This window comes from Embleya sp. L77 (assembly GCF_055557415.1).
On the sequence record NZ_CM145709.1, the window covers coordinates 6,922,051 to 6,941,188 of the forward strand.

General features: G+C 71.4%; 14 protein-coding genes. 8 read left to right on the forward strand and 6 right to left on the reverse strand.

What is annotated here, in order from left to right; translation table 11 throughout:
• Positions 1-304 precede the first annotated feature (304 nt).
• On the reverse strand, positions 305-1,534 hold the full coding sequence (locus ACZOOI_RS29620) for a hypothetical protein (RefSeq protein WP_465278697.1): 1,230 nt from the start codon (positions 1,532-1,534) through the stop codon (positions 305-307).
• A 472-nt stretch (positions 1,535-2,006) separates the two neighbouring features.
• On the opposite strand from ACZOOI_RS29620, the gene ACZOOI_RS29625 reads away from it, so the two are divergent.
• From ACZOOI_RS29625 to ACZOOI_RS29650, 6 genes are all read left to right on the forward strand, one after another.
• Entirely contained in the window at positions 2,007-3,263 is a 1,257-nt protein-coding gene (locus ACZOOI_RS29625; protein ID WP_465278698.1) for a TfuA-like protein, read from the forward strand.
• Positions 3,250-4,398 (forward strand): YcaO-like family protein, encoded by a 1,149-nt coding sequence (locus ACZOOI_RS29630; RefSeq protein WP_465278699.1) that lies wholly within the window; start codon positions 3,250-3,252, stop codon positions 4,396-4,398. Before ACZOOI_RS29625 ends, ACZOOI_RS29630 begins: the two co-directional genes overlap by 14 nt.
• Positions 4,395-5,267 carry an SAM-dependent methyltransferase gene (locus tag ACZOOI_RS29635; RefSeq protein ID WP_465278700.1) on the forward strand — a complete coding sequence of 291 codons (873 nt, stop codon included), beginning with the start codon at positions 4,395-4,397 and terminating at the stop codon, positions 5,265-5,267. Before ACZOOI_RS29630 ends, ACZOOI_RS29635 begins: the two co-directional genes overlap by 4 nt.
• A complete protein-coding gene (locus ACZOOI_RS29640; RefSeq protein ID WP_465278701.1) occupies positions 5,264-6,277 on the forward strand; it encodes an NAD(P)H-dependent glycerol-3-phosphate dehydrogenase in 1,014 nt (337 codons plus the stop codon). The genes ACZOOI_RS29635 and ACZOOI_RS29640 overlap by 4 nt, the downstream gene beginning before the upstream one ends.
• A 63-nt stretch (positions 6,278-6,340) precedes the next feature.
• On the forward strand, positions 6,341-6,694 hold the full coding sequence (locus tag ACZOOI_RS29645; protein WP_465278702.1) for a hypothetical protein: 354 nt from the start codon (positions 6,341-6,343) through the stop codon (positions 6,692-6,694).
• Positions 6,681-7,535, forward strand: coding sequence for a hypothetical protein (locus tag ACZOOI_RS29650; protein ID WP_465278703.1), 855 nt, complete (start codon positions 6,681-6,683; stop codon positions 7,533-7,535). Before ACZOOI_RS29645 ends, ACZOOI_RS29650 begins: the two co-directional genes overlap by 14 nt.
• Before the next feature lie 104 nt (positions 7,536-7,639).
• Here the strand turns inward: ACZOOI_RS29650 and ACZOOI_RS29655 are convergent, their stop codons facing one another.
• From ACZOOI_RS29655 to ACZOOI_RS29665, 3 genes are all read right to left on the reverse strand, one after another.
• Positions 7,640-10,465, reverse strand: a complete 2,826-nt coding sequence (locus ACZOOI_RS29655) for a helicase associated domain-containing protein (RefSeq protein WP_465278704.1) — start codon at positions 10,463-10,465, stop codon at positions 7,640-7,642.
• Between the two features lie 209 nt (positions 10,466-10,674).
• Positions 10,675-10,884, reverse strand: coding sequence for a hypothetical protein (locus tag ACZOOI_RS29660; RefSeq protein WP_465278705.1), 210 nt, complete (start codon positions 10,882-10,884; stop codon positions 10,675-10,677).
• Positions 10,881-11,318 carry a hypothetical protein gene (locus ACZOOI_RS29665; RefSeq protein ID WP_465278706.1) on the reverse strand — a complete coding sequence of 146 codons (438 nt, stop codon included), beginning with the start codon at positions 11,316-11,318 and terminating at the stop codon, positions 10,881-10,883. Before ACZOOI_RS29665 ends, ACZOOI_RS29660 begins: the two co-directional genes overlap by 4 nt.
• A gap of 258 nt (positions 11,319-11,576) precedes the next feature.
• Here ACZOOI_RS29665 and ACZOOI_RS29670 point away from each other — a divergent pair, with 258 nt between their 5' ends.
• On the forward strand, positions 11,577-11,756 hold the full coding sequence (locus ACZOOI_RS29670) for a hypothetical protein (protein WP_465278707.1): 180 nt from the start codon (positions 11,577-11,579) through the stop codon (positions 11,754-11,756).
• 125 nt (positions 11,757-11,881) lie between these two features.
• The gene (locus ACZOOI_RS29675) at positions 11,882-12,271 is read left to right on the forward strand and encodes a hypothetical protein (protein ID WP_465278708.1); all 390 of its coding nucleotides are present in this window, start codon (positions 11,882-11,884) and stop codon (positions 12,269-12,271) included.
• 642 nt (positions 12,272-12,913) lie between these two features.
• Here the strand turns inward: ACZOOI_RS29675 and ACZOOI_RS29680 are convergent.
• Together ACZOOI_RS29680 and ACZOOI_RS29685 are read right to left on the reverse strand one after the other, a co-directional pair.
• On the reverse strand, positions 12,914-13,954 hold the full coding sequence (locus ACZOOI_RS29680) for a hypothetical protein (protein ID WP_465278709.1): 1,041 nt from the start codon (positions 13,952-13,954) through the stop codon (positions 12,914-12,916).
• A gap of 318 nt (positions 13,955-14,272) precedes the next feature.
• Complete coding sequence (locus tag ACZOOI_RS29685) at positions 14,273-18,949, reverse strand: FG-GAP-like repeat-containing protein (protein ID WP_465278710.1); 4,677 nt, start codon at positions 18,947-18,949, stop codon at positions 14,273-14,275.
• Positions 18,950-19,138 lie beyond the last annotated feature (189 nt).

Genomic DNA, 19,138 nt, shown 5'->3' on the forward strand with positions numbered 1-19,138 from the left:
ACGATGGCGCCATCGACAGTTTGGAGGGATACATCACCCACGTCGACACCTCCTGCACCGACGTCGAGTTCGCGGTGCACGGCGTCCGTGTTCGCCTCCGCGCGTTGCCGCCGACCGGCCACCTCAATCTGTGCCTCGATGTGCACGCGGCGGCTCCGACTGCAGACAGCGCGCCGCGCGAGGGTTGCCCCACGGAGTAGCGGACGCCCAGTCGAAACTGAACCCACCGGCCGTTCAACCCGGCAACGATCAAGGCGATGGCGCCAGGCTCTCGAACGGCAACGTATCCGAAGCTCCTGCCGGTTCAAGCCAACAGGAGATCGTGTAGCGCTTGGGCTGCGGGCTCGGGGTGGTGTCGGGCGGGGATGGATCGGTACAGGTCGTGGGCGCGGTGGTGGACGAGCCCGGTGCGGTAGGCGGCGGGGAGGTCGGCCAAGGCGGTGGTGGCGCGTCGGCATGCCTGTTCGGTGTCGCCGTCGTGGTGGTCGCAGGTGGCCGCGTCGAGGGTCAGCAGGGAGCGGGTCATGGTGCTGGTCGGCGCGGACAACTCCAGCCCCCGCTGTTGGCTTTCGCGGGCGCGGCGGGTGTCGCCGAGCGCGGTGAGGGCGTGGGACAGGTGCACGTGGTGCTTCTGTTCACCGTGGGTCAGCCACGTGTCGGCCCGGGCGCCCGCGTCGAGGCGTTCCATGAGGGCGTCGGCGTCCGCGATCGCCCGGCGGGCCTGTTCCGGTTGACGGGCCAGGGCGTAGGCGCGTGCGGTGACGGCCGCCGCCAGCGTCGCCGCGGGAGTCGATCGGTTCCCGGCGGCCTGTCGGGCCTGCTCGGCGAGGGCCGCCGCGGCCCGGGGGGCGCCGTAGTTCAGCGGAACCATGGCCTCGCGGGCGAGGATCCAGGCGAGGAGTTGATCGTCGCGGGACTCCTTGGCGGCCGTGGAGGCGGTGGTGAACCACGCGCGGGCGTCCTTGCGTGCGCCGAGGTCGTGCAGCACGATCGCGATCATGCCCGCCATCTGCCCGGCGGTGCGGCACACGCGGATGCGGGCGGCCACCGGCTGCGGGGCGTCGAGCAGGGACCGGAGCCGGGCGAAGTCGCCGGCGAGATCGGCGAGGAAACGGGTCGGGGCCTGGCCGTGGTAGCCGTAGCCGTAGGTCTCGGCGGCGGCCTCCAGGTCGGAGAGCTCGGCCGGGGCGTTTTCGGCGGCGAGGACCAGGTCCAGCGAGGACCGGGTGTCGGTCAGGACACTGAGCGCGGTTGCGGTGAGGCCGGTGGCGAGGGCACCGCGCAAGAGTCGGCGGCGGTTCACGGGCTCGTCTCCATCGTCGGACTCCGGTGGGGGCGTGGGGGAATGGTCCTCCCAGGGTCGCGCAGCGAGCCCCAAAAAGGCACCGGGCAGACGAAGCGCGTCCACGACGCGTTCGATGGTCTCCAACGCGGTCACCGTCGCCTCGCCCCGCGCGATCTTGGAGACGCGCTCGGCCTTCATGCCGCACGCTTCACCGATCCGATAGAAGCTGATCCCGTTCTCGTGCGCCATGGCGAACACCGTTGCGAAGCAACGGCTGCGCAGCGCACCGACGAAGACCGGATCGCTCAGTAATCGGTGCGGAACCCGAGCCGGCGACGCCCCCGAAGAATCCACGCGAGCCCCCCTCTGCTTCACAGCGTGACGAAACGCTGTTCTCGGACGCTACCCCCACGGTGTGACCCCCGTGGTGGGACTTACCGGAGACGGCGGCCCCGACTTCACTGGCGGATGTCACAGGCCGGAGCGATCCGGCCGCCGATCCCATCCCTTGGAGGAGCCATGGAGTCCAAGTCCCAGGCAGCCGCCGCCGACACCGAACTGCCGGCGGAGGAGACCGAGAGGATCACCGGCGCCGTCGTGGTCGCCGTCGACGTCGAGGACGAGGAGTAGCCCCTCGCGTCCCGACCCGGGCGCCCCTCCCACCCGTGGAATCCGCGGGGCCCGGGAGGGGCGCCTCTCGCCCCTGATCGTGGAGGTCACAGTGATTCACGTGTTCGTCGGGCCGACGCTGCCGCGACCCGAGCCGCGCCTCGCCGCGCCGGGAGCGAGGACCTGGCCGCCGATCCGCCACGGCGACCTGTTCGACCCCGCGATCCGCGCCGGCGACACCGTACTGATCGTCGATGGGGTCTACCACCAGGCCCCGGCACTGCGACACAAGGAGATCCTGGCCGCGATGGGCCGAGGGGTACGCGTGATCGGGGCGGCGAGCATCGGCGCCCTGCGCGCGGCCGAACTCGCCCCGTTCGGAATGCTCGGCGTCGGCGACATCTACACCGCCTACGCCACAGGCGAGATCACCGGCGACGACGAGGTCGCCGTCGGCCAGGCCCCCGACGGCGAATTCGACGCGCTGACCTGGCCGTTGGTCAACCTCCGGCACGTCCTGCGGCTGGCCCGCTCTGCCGGGATCCTCGACGGTGCGCGGGCGGCCGGGCTGCTGGCGGCGTTGCGCGCGGTCTATTACCCGCAACGTACTCCCGCCGCCGTGCGGGCCGTCTGCCGCCGCCGTGACGAGACGCGGTTCGTCGAGTGGCTTGCCGAACGGTGTGCGCTCGATCGTCACTTCGGTGATCTCAAGCGCGCCGACGCCCTCGCGGCGCTGCGCGTCGCCCTCGACGGCCGGGCACCGCAGGCCGACGCCCGGCTCTCGTTTTCGGTGGGGCGGTCGACGTACTTCCGGCGCTGGTCCAACGCCTTCGCCCGTGTCCGTGTCGACGGGCTGGAGTTGTCCACCGAGGACCGCCTCGTCTACCAGCAGGTGTTCGACCCGGCGTTCCCGGAGGTCTGGGCGGCCTTTCTCGAACACCGCTCCCTCCACCCGCTCGACGACGGGCCGGGCCGGTCGGTGGCGGAGCGCCTGGCGAGGGCCGGCGCCGCCGGCCTGCCGGCCGACCGCGTGTTCCACCCCACGGTGGACCTGCGGGACGAGGCGACCGTGGCCCTGCTCCTGGCCGGGGAGACGGAGGGCGACCGCCGGGCGGTCGCCCGATACGCCGACGCTCTCGCGCGGGCCCGCGACGGCCGGCCCGGGTTCTCGGCCGCCGCGGTGCGCGACGACCTCACCCGCGATCTCCTGCTGCGGGTGTGGAAGTGCCCCGGGCGGCGCTTCGACGAGCAGGCGTCCGCGCGGGGGCTGGCCTGCGGGGCACGCGCCGTCGAGACGGCGAAGCGCCTGGTGCCCGGATTCCTGGACGAGACGAACGAGCTGACGGAGGCGACCCGTGGCGGCCGTTGACGACCTGGTGGCACTGCCGGGCACGGTGCGCGCCCGCACTCCCGAAGCCACGTGGGACGCGGTGGCCGGGCGCTTGAACGGCTACGGCATTACCCGCGTCGCGGACCTGACCGGTCTGGACTGCGTCGGGCTGCCGGTGTGGACGGCGATCCGGCCCGCCTCGCTGACCCTGAGCACCGCCCAGGGCAAGGGCGCCACCGACCTGCTGGCGAAACTGTCGGCGGTCATGGAGGCGATCGAACTGTGGCACGTCGAACAGCCCCTGCCCCTCGCAGCCCGCGGCCCGGCCACCGATGTCGCGCCGGACTGCCCCGTGGCCGCGCTCCCGCTGACGGCTCCCCACCCCGCGCGGACCCTGGCCGGGATGGTGTGGGACTGGACGCCCGGCACCGGCCTGCTCGACGGCGGACCCCGCCTTCTGCCGGCCGATCTCGTCCGCCGCCGGGCACAGCGCCCCGCGTGGGACCCGGACGTGCTGCGCGCGACCAGTACCGGTCTGGCGTGCGGAAACACGAGGGACGAGGCTCTGCTGCACGCCTTGTTCGAAGTGGTGGAGCGGGACGTGCTGTACCGGGACGCGGTGGCTGCGGGGCGGCACAGGACACCCGTCTGCCCGACGTCGGTCGACGACCCCCACGGCCGCGAGGTGATCGACCGACTCGCCGCCGCGGGCATCGCGCTGGAACTGGCTCTCGTGCACGGCCCGTTCGCCCTCCCGGTGTGTGTGGCCCACCTGTGGTCGGACGACCATCCGGTGGTCTTCGCCGGAGGCGGCTGCCACAACGACCCGGCCATCGCGCTGACCAGAGCGATCACCGAGGCCGCGCAATCGAGGCTGACCGCCATCGCCGGCACCCGCGACGACCTCCTCGGCGACCCGGGCAATTTCGACTCCCCGCCCGCGCACCCGACGTCGACCACGGCCCTGACTCCGTGGCCCGAGGCCGCGGGCCGCTTCGCCCCGACCGGCGGCGGCTTCGCCGATCGCGTCGCCGACGTCGCGCGGCGCCTGGAACACGTCACCGGACACGAACCGGTGGCCGTGGACCTGTCGGACGCGACCGGCCCGGTCCACGCCGTCCAAGTCCTCTGCCCCGGCACCCGCTCACGGATCAGGAGGTCGATGCCCCGATGAACCCAACCCCCACCGCCATGGCGGCGCCCTCGCGCTGCGCCCAATACGACGCCTTCCACGCCGCCCGGGCCCGCACCGATCTGGTCGACCGCCTGTACGCCCGGGCGATGGGCGAGGACCACCCGACCGAGGTCGCTCCCTCCGGCTCGTGTGACATGCCCTTGTTGGGGTTGATGGCCGCGCGCCTGCGGATGCGTCCGGGCGGGCTCCTGGTGGACGCCGGCTGCGGCACCGGTGGCATCGGCCTGTGGCTCGCCCGCGCCCTCGCCCTGCGTCTGGAGGGCATCGACCTCTCCCCGGTGGCCGTCGCCCGGGCCACCGGTCGCCGCCATGCCTTCCTCGGCATCGACCCCGACCGTGCCGTCTTCCGCGTCGCGGAATTGCAGGACACCGGCCTGCCCGACGCGGGCGCCCACGGCATCGTGTGCGTGGACGCCCTCGGCCGCGCCACCGGCCGGGACGCGGTGCTGCGTGAGCTCACCCGCGTCCTGGCCCCCGGCGCTCGCCTGCTGCTGACCCGCTCGACGCGGCGCGACGCGGCACCGGCCTGGCGGGCGCAGGCCCGTTCCGCGGGGCTGGAGGTGGAGCACGTGGACGAGCGGCCCGACGAGCCCGCGATGTGGGAGCGGCTGTATCGGCTGTGGATCGCGCACGCCGACGAGCTGCGGCGCGAGTTGGGCGAGGTCCAGGCACAAAACATGCTGGGGGAGGCGCACCGGGTGTTGCCCACGCTGCCCGGGCGCCGCGCGGTTCTGCTGACCTTGCGGCGTCCCGTGACAACCCCGGCGGCACCCGGCGCGGCGGATACGATGAGCGGACCCCGTGCTCCTGGTGACAGGGACGTGCCCGACGAGAGGACCTTGCCGTGAACCGGCCACAGCCCGCCCGTGCGGCGGTGTTCTCGGCCGGGTCCTGGGGGACCGCGGCCGCCAAGATCATGGCCGATGCCGGCACCGACGTCGTCGTGCACGCCCGCCGTGACGAGATCGCCGACGCGATCAACACGACCCACCGCAACCCCGGCTATTTCCCCGACGTCGAACTCCCCGCCACGCTGACGGCCACCACCGATCCCGCCGCGGCGCTCGACGACGCGGACTTCCTCGTGCTGTCCATCCCGGCGCAGTCCCTGCGCGCGAACCTTGGCGCGTGGGCGCCGCACATCGGGCCCGACACCGTGGTCGTGTCGCTGATGAAGGGCATCGAACTGGGCTCCGGGCTGCGCGCGAGCCAGGTGATCGCCCAGGTGACCGGCGTGCCCCCGGAGCGGATCGCGGTGCTCTCGGGCCCGAACCTCGCCCGCGAGATCATGGCCGGCCAACCCGCCGCCGCCACCGTCGCCTGCCCCGACGAGGGCGCCGCCCACCGCGTCCAACAGGCCTGTCACACCGGGTACTTCCGGCCCTACCGGGACACCGACACGATTGGCTGCGAACTGGGCGGCGCGGTCAAGAACGTCATCGCGCTGGCGGTGGGCATCGCCACGGGCATGGGCCTGGGCCACAATGCCGGCGCGATGCTCATCACCCGCGGACTCGCCGAGACCACCCGCCTGGCCGTCGCCATGGGCGCCCACCCAGCCACCCTCGCCGGGCTCGCCGGCCTGGGCGACCTGGTCGCCACCTGCTCCTCGCCCCTGTCGCGCAACCGGACCTTCGGCCACCACCTTGGCCGCGGCCTCAGCGTCGAACAGGCCGTCGCCGCCACCCGCCAGACCACCGAAGGCGTCAAAACCGCTGAGGCGATCCAGGCCTTGGCCCACGCCCACGACGTCGAGATGCCCATCACGGACGTGGTCTGCGCCCTGCTGCACGAGAAGGTCACCCTCGACGAGGCCGTCGCGGCACTGATGCAGCGGCCTCCCAAGCCCGAGCGCTGACCCCGACGCCCGCCGCACGGGCACACCTCGCACCTTCACCCTCCCGACACGGAGGCCTCCGTCATGCGCACATTCGTGCTGTCTGCCGTCCAGATCGCCGTCACCCTCGCCCTGACGGCGTGGATGATCACCGGTTTTACCCGCCTGCCCGGTCGCTGGATGCGCTGGAAGATGTTCTGCCGCGCCACCTTCACGATCATCGAACTCACCGGCACCAAGAACGGCCGCACCGAACCGGTCAACGTGTACGACCACCTATCGCCGGGCTCGTTCATCCTCGGCCCGCCCCAACTCCAGGCGATCGTCGACTACCTGGTCCGCAGCGGCCGCTACGACCGGATCGTCGGACACGGCCGCGTCCTGTCCGCGAGCGGCGAGCAACGCGTAAAGGTGACCGGCAGCCGTGTGGTTCTTTGACAGCCTCGCCTCCGGCTTCGACCACCCCACCGACCCCGGACGACTCCAGTTGTTCCGCATCGTTTTCGGCACCGTCGTCGCCCTGCGCTTCGCCCTCTCCCTCGGCCAGGGCGGCTGGTTCCGCTTCGCCCCGGGCTCCCTCAGCACCCACCTGGCCGAACAGCGCCTCGGCCCCACCCGGGCACGGTGGCTGGCCACCGCCTACCGGCCCGCCCTCATCGTCCGCACCATCGCCGCTCTCGCGCTGGCGACCGGTCTCGTACCCCGCCTCGCCCTCGTAGTGGTCCTGGCCGGCGCCGCGATGGAACTCCTCTACCTCAAGAGCCCCAACGCCGTGCGCTACACCCTGCTCACCGGCACCTGTCTCCTCCTCGCCGGCGACCTCGGCAACGGGCTGCGCATCGACCACGACCCGAGCACGGCCAACACTTGGGCCCGGTGTCTGCTCGTGCTGGTCACGACCGACATCTACTGGAATTCGGCCTGGCAGAAGCTTCGTTCGCCCCAGTTCCGCTCGGGTCTGTACCTGGCGCAGTGGATCCACGTCTACGGAACGGTCAGGGCCCGGCTGCCCCACCGGCGCCAGTACGCCGTCCCTAGCCTCGTCCTGCGCCACGCGGGCAACCTGACCGACCGGGACGTCCGCCTGTGGCGCCTGGTCGCGGTCGGCACGATCACACTCGAGATGGTCCTGCCGCCGGCGCTGCTCTTCGCCACGACATCGCCGTACGCGGTCGCCGTCGGCATAGCGATGCACGCCGCATTCACCTGCCTCAAGCCCCGCCAACTCATCACCTTCTCCGGCCTCACGGTCGGCACCTACCTCGCCTTCACCACTTGAGCGCAGAGCCGACGACGGGCGAAGCGGATGCGGGGTGAAGCCTTTCCCGAGGCGCTGTGCATTCCGGTGGCCAACACCCCATCTGCCGATTGCCGACCACCCGTCTACGCCCACCGCATCCCGAGCGCGGTGAGGGCCTCGACGCGATCCGGCGCCCAAGAAGCCTGCCGTTGGCGTGCGTTGGCAAGCGCCACACCCAACTTCACCGCATGCACCTCACCGCCCGCCCCGACGGTCTCGACGTGCTTGCGCGGCACGACCAGGTGCCCTTCCCGCTCGCGGAACGCGGCTGCGGCGGCCAGGGTCAGCGCCCACCGATCCACCGGCACCGGGCGCTGCGCCGGGACCTCGGCCACCTCGGCCACCTCGACGCCCACCTCGGCCAGAGCCTCCCGCTGCGCCGCCGACAGGCTCGTCCCGCTGCGCCGTTGCCGTTCCAGCCACGCCCCGACGTCCTCGCCGCCGACGGTGCGTCCGGGCACGAGCTCCTCGACGCTTCCGCCCGCCTCGATGTGCAGTCGCACCGTCGCGAGTATGCGTTGCCACTCCAGCGACCACCGCCGGGCGGGGTCCTCGCGTCCGGTGGGGTTCCAGTCGGGGTCGATCTCGGCCAGGCGTGCCCACCGCTGCGCCCAGCGTGCGGGGTTCTTGCGGGACTCCAACGGGCGGCGGCAGTTCGCGAGGAATTGCCCGACCGGGTAGTTGTTAACGGCGGCGGTCTTGGGCGCGGCCAGATGCCCGTGGACGGCGAAGTACGCCCGGCTCATGGCGAGTCCGTCCTCGAACGCGGCGTCGTCGGGGCTCCACACCATCCCCAAAGCCTCGAGCAGTTCGATCCGCCGGGCGCTGATCGTCCCCGCCGACCAGGCTCTGCGCTGTTCGCTGATCCACGCCCCGACGGGATGGCTGGTGCCGGTGGCGGCGTCGTAGTCGATGGCCTCCAACGGAATCCTGAGGTTGCCGTGGGTGGTGTGCCAGCGCTTGGCGGCGAGGTAGCCGCGGCGCCAGTCCCGGCGCTCGGGGTCGATGACCCTGAGTTTGACGAAGTCGGCGATCAGGGCGGGGTCGCGCTCGGTCATGAACCGCACGAGGAACCGCTCCTCGTCGTCCCCGGATTCCCCGGCCGCGCCCTCGCCTTCGGAGTCCTCCTCGGCCGCCTCGCTCTCGTCGCCCCGGGTTTCCGAGGCCCCGTCGCCGTCGGTGTCCGTCGATGCCGCGAGCCGGTAGAGGCTGCCGCTGGGTGCGGGGGTGGCGAGCATGTCCAGGACGCGGCTGTCGTGCGCGGCCAGGGCGTGCAGGACACGCACGAGGAAGTGGTACGAGTCGGAGACGAGCATGTCGTCGGGTTGTTCCCCGGCGGCGAGGAACACGGGCACGACGATCGTCGCGATCCGGCCCTCGTGGGGTTCCTGGCGCAGGACCCGGCCGATGGCTTGGACGATCTCGATCACGCTGAGCTTGGGGTCCATGAAGGCGACCGCGTCCGCGCGCAGGTCGACGCCTTCGGCGAGGACGCGCACGTTCGAGAGAACCGCCCGCCGCGTCACCACCGCGTCCCGGTCGGGGACTTCGAAGAGTGCGGCGGGTTCGCGGTCGGTGTGGGCGGCGAACTCGCCCAACACGTGCCGCCGATGCTCGGTCTCGTGTTCGCCGCACAGCCAGTCCGCCCACACCCCGGCCGGGTACCGCCGAGGGTCGGTCTCGTGGAGCCGCTTGGCGACGTCGGGCAGGGTCTCGGCGCACGCCTGGGCCTCGGCGGTCCGCGGGTGATAGGCGATGACCGTGTTCAAGTCCTGGTCGGCGGCGACTCGGAGTACGGCGGTCTGCAGGGCGGCCAGGCGCGCGGCCCGGTACTCCTCGACCTCCTCCAGGGTGCGTCGGCCCGGGCCTCGGTTGAGGTCGAGTCCGCCGGCGGTGGCGAGGTTCTGGACGGTGGGGTCGGCGACGTCGACCACGACGATCCGAGGCTTGGCGAGCAAGCCCAGGCGTACGCCGGCGGCGAGTTCCAGGCGGTGGACGGTGGGGCCGAAGATTCGTTCGTCCTGCATCGATGCCACCGCGTGGACCGGCAACGACGAATGGACCGGGCGCCCACCACGCACGCGAGGCGGCCGGGCGCCGACCTCGTCGTCCCCATCGCCCCGGCCGATTTCGTCTTCGACGAAGTTGTCGATCCCGCTCGGGCCTGCCGCCTCCGCGTTGTCCCACGCCGCGTCGCCGGCGAGGATCGGGGGCAGTTCGGCTTCGCCCTCGCCGGTGCCTTCGCTGTAGGTGCTGTTGGCGGGCGGCTCCCACACGCGCGGGGTCGCGGTCAGGTACAGGCGCCCCAGCGCGGGGAGGCGTCGGTCGTCGTGGACGGCTCCCCACTCCTTCGCGAGCGATCCGCTGGTGCGGTGTCCCTCGTCGACGCACACGAGCCGCCACGGCTTCAACCGCAGCCCGTACACACCCGTGTGGGCGTCCAGGATCGTCCCCAGCGACTGGTAGGTGGCGTACACCGTCAACGGCCCCTCGACCCCGGCCCACAGGGCCAGCTGCGGGGCGCTGGTGGTCGCCCGCACCCCGACCCCGCCCAACGCCGCGTCGCCGCCGAGGGAACACACGGCCAGTTGCGTCCCGCCCGTGCGCCCGGCTCGCTGCCACGCCCGGACGGTCTGGACGAGCAGGTCCAGGGTGGGTACGAGGACCAGGACGCGGTCGTGCGCGGCGAGGCTGGCGGCCGCGCCGGCGGCAACCCAGGTCTTGCCGGTGCCGCAGGCCATGACAGCGGTGGCGCGGCGACCGCTGTATCGGACGGTGCCGATCGTATGGGGGTCGGGATTCTCGAGTTCGCGGACGATGGCGGTCAGTGCGTCGCGTTGGTGGGGGCGCAGCGCGGGCGTGGTGTTGCGGGCGGGACGACGTGTGGAGGGGGTTGTGGGGTTCCGCATCGGTGACGTCTCCGCGTGTGCGAGCCGGGTGTTCGGGGGGGCGACAGGGGTTGTCGGAATCGTCGGCGTTCGGGGACGTGCGTGCGCCGCGCGTGGAGCGTGCTCCGTCCCGGAGCGCCGCCATCCTTCGCGCGGAGGTCTTCGGGATCGGCGTGGGGTCGATCCCCATCGCGGGCCGGCGTCCGGGCCGAAGGCGACTGCTTCCGGGGCTACGGGACTTGGTCGGGGGCCAGTCGCCACGGGCCCGGGTATGGGGCGCCGCAGCGGGCGCAGTGCGCGAGGTAGAGCGCGGAGACCGGTCCCGGGGTCGCGGCGGGGCGGGCGCGCAGGCGCCGGTTCTCGACGACGGTGACCAGGTCCGTCCACGGGTTCGGGCAGGTGCAGTCGGGCGGCGGTGGTCCGGTCAGGGGTGTGGTCACGTGGTGCCTCCGTCGTCCGGGGGGTCGTCGGGGGTGGTGGCGCGCCATTCGCGGGGCTTGCGGCCGACGGCCTGTTCCACGTCGGCGACGTCGGCGTGGTCGTAGGTGGTGCGGACGCCGGAGATGGACATGCCACTGGCGTCGGCGAGGTCGGCGAGTCGGTAGGGGCGGGGTCGGGTGAACTCGCGGCCGTACGCGACCAGGCGGCGGATCTCGGCCTCGGCCAGGTCGCGGCGCCACTTGGCGGCGGCGATCGCCGACAGCAACGGCTCGTTGTTCTCGGCGTCCGCGTCCGAGGCCGCCTCGAGGTGGAGGACCGTCTCCTTGCGGGCGGCGTCGACGTCGTGGCGGACGTCGCTGTGGAACTCGGGATCGACGGCGCCCGGTTCGGGCATCGGGTGCAGGATCGCGGCAATGTCTTCGTACACGCTCATGGGTACAGTCTGCGCAATGAATTGCGATGATCGCAACAGATTTCGCCTTGTGAAATCAATCCGGGGTTCGTCGGGCAGGACGCGATCGAGCGGATCCGCCCCTTTGCCCAGCGGCGTTATCCCTTGGACGTGGTCGCAGGCCGGTTGCGTGGATCGGCGCACGGAGGCGCCGATCCAACGCGCTCATGGGTTGTGGCCGGACCCGAACCGGCCTACACGCGTTCTCGGCTCTCGTCTACGCGGCCCACCGACAACCACGTGAGCACCCATGTCAGCGCCGAGGCCGCCGCGCTGCTCCGCGACGACCTTCTCGAAGCCGCGACTGGTTCGACCGGTCACGTTGCCCCCGGCGCGCGGTGGGCTATCACCCGCCGCGAACCCAGTGCCGCCGACGGGCCCACGTTCAGCAACGTGCCGCAGTGGCACCAGCCCGAGTGATGTACCGGCCGCCGCCGGGGTACTTTTCTGGGGCCGGCCACTCCCTGCAACGGGTCGACAGCCCCAAGTGTCATGGTGAAATGGGCGCACACCCGCCGGCAACCCGAGAGAGTGAGGAATCGGCCGTGAACAGCCGCGCAGCGGGCCCGAACGAGGAGGCCCGCGAATCCTGGGAGCGCGGACTCCGGCTCCTCGATTCCTCCGACGAAATGGAGCGCTTCCAGGGCGTCATGAACATCAGCCGCGCCGGGGAGATCGATCCTGCGCGTCAACCGGCGGCCGGGGAGGTGCTTCGCGACTTCGTGTTGCGCCATCGACGGCGCTGGTTGCCCGATCACCTCGCCGTACGCGCGGCCCGCCTCACAATACGTGGCAAGAACCCCTCGGACGCCTTCCGCGGCAACCCGGTGGTCGGGTTTTGGCGGACTTGTACCTTGCCGGAGAAGGCGATGGCCGGGGCAATGGCGGGTTTGGGCCTGATGATGATCGTGATCGGTGTCCAAGCCCTTCTGTGAAGCCCACCTGCGCGTCCGGGCCGCAACCCCGCAATAGCGGACCAACGACCGGGGACGCCGGGCCGCACGCCGATTCGAACCCTCCAGCCCGCGTCACCCGCCCTAGCGGCCTCCACATCCGGCCTGACCACACCCCCCGCAGAAGCCACCGCCGTTGCAGATACAAGGGCACGGCCCGACCCGGCCGCGGGACGCGGGACCTGTTGCAGGGGTCACGACCTCGGCGGAGGTGATGAGCTCGACGTTGATGCGGGTGAGGTCGATGTCCTCCCCGTTGGCCCGGCAGTGGCGGCGCCATTCAGCGATCCCCACGGCGCGCGGGGTCCAAAGGTAATGGGCTTCCACGGTGGAGATGTAGACGGTCCGCGTTGGGCAGAGTCACGCGCCAACCGTGCCGGTGATGTGGGCGTGTCGGTCCAGGACGTGGTCGACGGTGAACGAGGCGGCGCGTTGGTCGACGCGCAGGACGCGGACCGCGGCCGCGGTGATGCGGTGCATGTCGACGGTGGGGTCGTCGGTCCACACCCGCCCGTGCCAGGTTCCGCCCGCCTCCAGGCGCAGGTGGCCTCGACGGGGATGCTCTCGCCGTCGACGGCGACGATCGCGGTCCCGTCGTTGCGGTGCCGAGTGCGGGAGGCCCGCTCACGTCCGGTGCCCACCGATCCGGGAGACGCGGCCCGTGCTCGCGACGACGACGAACCGATGGTCGAGCACGGTGGGTTCGGCGTCGAGGTGTGCGATGCCCTTGGTGCCGTTCTCCGGGGCGGGTCCGCCGTCGATGATCCCGGCCGGTTCGCCCTGCGGCACGCCGGCGAGTGCCGCGCCGGCGTGCGGTGCGGTCTGCGTGGTCGCGGACCGCGTGGTGGCCTGCCCGGTCGATTCGGGAGCAGGCGGTGTGGTGCGCGAGTCCCACATCTGCGGGGAGGGGGCGACGAACACCGGTGCGCCGTCGGTGGACTTGGCGACGAGTGAGCCGTCGCCGTTCTTGACGAGAGCGACCCCGGTGGTGGTGACGCCGAGCTTGAGGGCGGCCAGTTTGGGGTTCCGGGCGGCTGCCGGGGTCTTGACGATCAGCGAGTGCGCGAAGCCGCCCTGCTTGGCGGCGGTGACCTTGAGGTCGACGTCCGGGAGGACGTTCGGGTACAGCGCGCCGGCGCCGTCGAGGATCGGTTTCGGCAGCGTGGTCGGCCATGTCAGGGCGAGGGTACGGCCGTTGCTGGTGATCGAGGCGAGCGTGTTGTCTCCGCCGCCACCCAGGACGAGGTCGTCGGTGGTGCTGACCGGACGGACCCTGCCGTCCGCCGAGGCCTTGAGTGTGGCGTCCAGATCGACCCACGTGCCGGTCTTCTTGGTTCGAACGGGCTCGATGGTGCGCTTGAGGGACATGGTGCCGTCCGGCAGCGCGGTGACGGTGTCGGTCTCGGTGGTCGACTCCGGTACCGGTACCGGCTGCTTGGTGGCGCGGGCCTTCGCGGCCGCGCTCTGCTCGGCCTCGGCCTTGGCGGTCGGTGTCGCCGCCTGTGGTTCGGCGGCCCTGGGCGCGGCGGAGGTGGTGGGGGTGGTACCGGGTGCGGCCTGTGCGCCGGGCGCCAGGACCCCGCAGGTGAGGGTGAGTCCGACGAGTCCACACACGGTGGCGACCAGGCGGGGGCGGGTTCGGGTATGCAGGGGTGGGTGCCCCATGGGCGGAGTCTCCTGAACGTGGGTTGTGGAACACGGCGCGGGGCGCACGCATAGGTGCGCGGAACCTACGGGCTGGTTCGTGCCGATGACAACGCGACCGCCATGTGACCACTTCACTCACCGCAAGTGTGGGAAGAGCCGAGTCCTTGATGGTCCCGCCGTCCCGATGTGCCGCGGTATGAGGGGGAGGGCAAGGCGCCGACCGTGGGGGTGGTCGGCGCCTTGCGGTGTGTTCGTACATGAGACCGGGACTGTTGTTACCCCATGGTCCCGGGGCCGTCACCCGACCAGGCGACGGCTCCGAGGCGGTGGTCGGGGTCAGTTCGGGGGGCGCACCGGGTCGAGGTAGGTGTGTGGTGTGCCGTTGTCCCAGAGGGCGATGATGTCGCTTTTGCCGTTGCCGTTGACGTCGGTGGCGGCGATGCCACGCATGGGGCCCCAGGTGTTGTCGGCCCACAGGGCGATGCTTTCATTGATGGTGGCGTTGCCGTTACCGGTGTACAGCCGCAGGGCGCCGTTGGCCCAGATGGCAGCGAGGTCGGTTTTGCCGTCGGCGTTGAAGTCGCCGGCGGTGATTTTGTTGATCGAGCCCCACGAGGCATCCACGCCGAGGGGGATGCTGGTGGCGATCTTGTCCTTGCCGTCGCCTCGGTACAGGCGCAGTTCGCCGTTCGCCCAGATGTTGGCGAGGTCGGTTTTGCCGTCGCCGTCGAAGTCGCCGGCGGCGATTCCGCTCGCGGAGTTCCAGGTTCCGTCGGACCACAGTGGTTTGCCGTCGGACAGTCCGCCGGTGCCGTTGCCGAGGTAGAGCCACAGCTTTCCGGCGACGGTCGCGGCGATCAGGTCGCCCTTGCCGTCGCCGTCGAAGTCCCCGGCGGTGATGGCGGTGGCGCCGGACCAGGTGGTGTCGCCCCACATGCCGACGCGCTCGCGGAAGGTCCCGTCGGGGTTGCCGTGGCGCAGCCACAACGATCCCTTGTCGTCGATGGTCACGGCGTCGGGGACGTGGTCGCCGTCGAAGTCGGCCGCGGCGACGAGGCGGTCGCTGCCGTAGAGGGTGTAGGTGCTGCTTCGCCAGGTTTCGTGGATGTAGCCCTGCTGGAAGTTGGAGCGGCGGCCGCCCGCGATGCCGAACTCGTCGGTGATGGGGAAGCCGAGGTCGCTGTTCTCCCAGCCGTGTGCGGCCCAGGTGTTGCGGATGCTGCCGTAGACGGCCCAGGCGCCCGTGGTGGGCGAGGCATAGATGGATCCGGTGACGGTGGCGGCACCGGGCGCGAGGAAGTGGTTGTAGAAGCCGGGCTTGTCGGGTGTCCTCGTCTCGTCGGTGGCGGGGAATCCGAGGAAGCCTCGTGTGCCGCCGAGGAGTTGCCAGCGGTCGTAGATGTCGCCGTGTATCTCGTGGGTACCGGCGTCGGTGGCGGTGATGGCGCCGGGGCCGGAGGTGAGTCCGCCGGCGAAGCGGCTGATGGCGCCGAGGTAGGTGCCGCCGCCGTCGTACATCTTCGTCTCGTCGCTCACCGGGTAGCCGAGCAGGCCACGGGGGCCGCCGAGGGCGAGCCACTTCTGGCGTACGGTGCCGCGGACGATCCAGGTGCCGGTGTAGGGCGAGGAGTTGAGGGAGGCGGCGGCCGTGCCGTTGCCGCTGTCGGCTTGGAAGTCGGCCCAGTGGCCGACGTTGTCGCCGTCGACGTTGGTGCCGGAGACGGGCAGGCGTAGTTCGCCGTCGGGGCCGCCGGATGCCTCGTACTTGGCGAGGATCGGCCCGCAGATGTCGAAGGTCTTGGTGGGGTCGATCCCGGACTTGAACGGCTTGCACGTGGTCCAGGGGGTGTTGCTGTTGGCGAGGAGTTGTCCGTCACGGAATGCGGTGGGGGCGCCGGGGGGGTTGCCTCGGATCACGTAGAGGCTGCCGCCGGGGCCTTCCGCCCACAGGTCGGCGATCCGGTCGCCGTCCAGGTCGCCGTCGGCGTGCAGGGCGGGGTAGACGGCGGGGGTGAGGTCCGTGGCGAGTTCGACCCGCCGGGTGTCGTCGCCCAGGGCGCTGACATCGGTGACCTTGATGCCGTCGCTGGTGGTCACTTTGGAGGGGTATTGGTAGAGCTTGCCGGTGGTGCGGTCGCGGACCCACAGGTCGGGTCGTTCGTCGCCAGTGACGTCGCCGGGGGCGATGATGTCGCGGTTGGCCCAGTCGGTGTTTCCGAGGAGTTTGGCGGTGAGGTCGAATCCCCCGGGGGTTCCGTTGCCCGAGTGGAGGAAGAGCCGGTTGGTGTCGCCTTCGACGGTGATGAGGTCGAGTGCGCCGTCGCCGTCGACGTCGCCGGGGGCGACGATCTGCTTCACCCTGCCCCAGTCTTCGGCGTACGTGCCGGGCGGGCAGTCCTGGCCGGTGCGGGCGTCGACGCACAGGAACGGCCGGCTGGCCAGGACGTTGTTCTGCGGAACGTAGAACTGGCCGCCGTTGTTGGCGGATCCGGGTTTGGGGAGCGCTCCGTTGTAGCCGTCGCTGTTGCGGTACACCAGCACGTTGGTGCCGTCGTAAACGAAGAGGTCGTCCCTGGTGACACCGGCGCCACCGCGGTGGGCCAGTTTCGCCCCGGTCCAGGTTCCGCCGGGCATCGGGCCCTGGCCGGCGTTGGAGACCGTACGTCCGCCTGTGGTGGGGTCGGTTCCGGCGTCGTACATCTTCAGCGCGCCGCCGTCGGTGACGGCGAGCATGTCGACGCGGGTGTCACCGCTGATGTCGCCGAGTGTGGTGGTCGCGTTCGGGTTGCCTGGGGCGTAGAACTGGTACGCGAAGGGCTGGGTGCGGTTTCCGGCCCGGTCGATCGCGCGCACGGTCAGGGTGTTCGTACCCCACCGGGTCACCGGTACGTCGGCGACCTTCCACGCCTTGTGGTCCTCGTCCCAGGTCGCTGCGGGGGCCTGGCCGATGGGCAGGCTTCCGTTGAGGACGTATTCGACGCGGCCGACGCCGGAGTCGGGGTCGGTGGCGGTGACGTAGAACGTTCCGGTGTTGTCGGCGGTCTTGCCGCCGCCGTTCACGGGGTAGTCGGTGCTGGTGACGCCGGTGAGTGTGGGGACGGTGCCGTCGACGGTGAAGTCGCAGCTGTCGGCCCAGCCGGATTCGCGTCGGCCGTCGCCGCCCTTGACGCTCCAGCGGTAGGTGCTGCCGGGGACGAGTCTGTCGATGGGGACGTCGGCGGTGGCGGTGGCGCCGTTGGTGCCCCAGGAGGTCCAGCCGCTGTTCCAGACCTCGCGGCCGCCCTGGTTCATCTCGTTGAGCGCGAACCAGGCGTCGCCGTCGTCGCCGTCGAAGTCGTTGCGGTCGGCCATCAGACGCAGTCGGCCGACGTCGGGGTTGAGGCGGCCGATGTAGCCGCAGTTGTTCGTGCCCGAGCCATTGACCGGTGCGGGGTCGGTACGCAGGTTCGTGGGCGGGTTCGGCGGGGTGTTGTAGGACACGCTCAGGAAGGTGTCCGCGGCGGTGCGCGAGACGCGCTTGAAGCCGTTGTTGCTGCTGCTTTGGGTCTCGTTCCCGAACAGGCCGAGGGTCACCGAGGACCAGTGGGTCCGGGCCGCGATCTGACTGGTGATCGAGAAGTCGAGCAGGCGCGGCGCGCAGTGGTCGTCGGCGCTGGAGCCCGGGAAGGAACCGCTCGCCCACTCGGAGGCGTTGCCCGGCTGATTGTTCCAGTTTGTCGAGGCCGTCAGGGTGTCGGAGACCGCCTTGAGGGAGACAGGCTGCGGGGAGTCGGTGCAACTGTGTATGGCCGAGTCGACCTGCTTGACGTTGAACGTCGCGGCCAGGACGTCCTTGCCGGCGAGGCCGTCCACCGACACGCGGAAGAAGGAGCGCTCGACGCCCCACTTGTCGCGCCAGTGTTGGTAGCCGATGCCGGGTTGGTAGTCGGTGCGTCCGTATCCGGGGGTGGTGTCGTAGGCCGACTGCACCCAGCCCCACATCGCCGCCGGGCGCGACCAACTGGGGTCGATGTACACGGGGAAGACCGTGTCCGGCGAGGTGAGCAGACCGGTGTCGGCGCTCAGCGTCACGGAGCCTTCGGCTACCGACGTGCGAAGGTCGGCGGTGGCGGCCCGGGAACCCGGACGCTGTGCGGTGGACGCGAGTTCGCTCGCCGGGATCTCCCCGACGTCGGCGGCGGACGGGGCCGCGCTCGCGGTCCGCGCGGTCGAAGTCTTCGCGGTGGTGCGCGAGTCCCACATCTGCGGGGTCGGTGCCGCGAACACCCGTGTGCCGTCTGCGTCCTTGGCCACCAAGGCGCCGCCGGCTTCGGGGGTGACGGTGAGTCCGGTGGTGGCGGTGCCGAGCTTGAGTGTGGCCAGTCTCGGGTCGCGTGCGGCCTGGGGAGTCTTGACGATCAAGGTGTGGGCGAAGCCGCCCTGTTCGGCGGCGGTGACCTCGAGGTCGACGTCCGGCAGCACGCTCGGGTAGATCGCGCCCGCGCCGTCGAGCACGGGCCTGGGCAGGGTGGTCGGCCAGGTCAGCGTCAGGGTGCGGCCGCCGGTGGTCATCGACGCGAGCACGTTGTCGCCGCCACCGCCGAGGACCAGGTCGTCCGTGGTGCTGATCGGACGGACCTTGCCGTCGGCGGACGCCTTGAGCGTGGCGTCGAGGTCGACCCACGTGCCGGTCTTCTTCGTCCGAGCGGGCGCGACGGTCCGCCTGAGGGACATCGTGCCGTCCGGCAGAGCGGTCACGGTGTCGGTCTCGGTGGTCAACTCCGCTACGGGAACGGGCTGCTTGGTGGCCCGTGCCTTGGCGGCGGCACTCTGCTCCGCCTCGGCTTTGGCGACCGGCGTCGTCGCTTGCGGCTCGGCGGTAGCGGCGGGGGTGGTCGACGTGCCGGGCACGGCATCGGCTGCGCCCTGCGCGCCGGGAGCCAGGACACCGCAGGTGAGGGTGAGCCCGACCAGTCCGCACACGGTGGCGGCCAGCCGGGGACGGATTCGGGCGTGCGGGGGTGAATGCCCCATGGGCGAGGTCTCCTGAGCGAATGCGGGACGCGGCGCGGAGCGCACGCATAGGTGCGCGGAACCTACGGGCTGGTGCGCGCCGATGACAACGCGGCCGCCATGTGACCCACTTCACTCACGATAAGTGTCGGAGTCGACTCATCGCCATTGACCGAAAGGTCGCCAACCAACTATCCGCTTATGAATGGT

Coding starts and splice junctions, on each gene's coding strand:
- ACZOOI_RS29680 (WP_465278709.1), bottom strand. CDS start 13,954: ATGGGGCACCCACCCCTGCATACCCGAACCCGCCCCCGCCTGGTCGCC.
- ACZOOI_RS29665 (WP_465278706.1), bottom strand. CDS start 11,318: ATGAGCGTGTACGAAGACATTGCCGCGATCCTGCACCCGATGCCCGAA.
- ACZOOI_RS29645 (WP_465278702.1), top strand. CDS start 6,341: ATGCGCACATTCGTGCTGTCTGCCGTCCAGATCGCCGTCACCCTCGCC.
- ACZOOI_RS29655 (WP_465278704.1), bottom strand. CDS start 10,465: ATGCGGAACCCCACAACCCCCTCCACACGTCGTCCCGCCCGCAACACC.
- ACZOOI_RS29685 (WP_465278710.1), bottom strand. CDS start 18,949: ATGGGGCATTCACCCCCGCACGCCCGAATCCGTCCCCGGCTGGCCGCC.
- ACZOOI_RS29620 (WP_465278697.1), bottom strand. CDS start 1,534: ATGGCGCACGAGAACGGGATCAGCTTCTATCGGATCGGTGAAGCGTGC.
- ACZOOI_RS29635 (WP_465278700.1), top strand. CDS start 4,395: ATGAACCCAACCCCCACCGCCATGGCGGCGCCCTCGCGCTGCGCCCAA.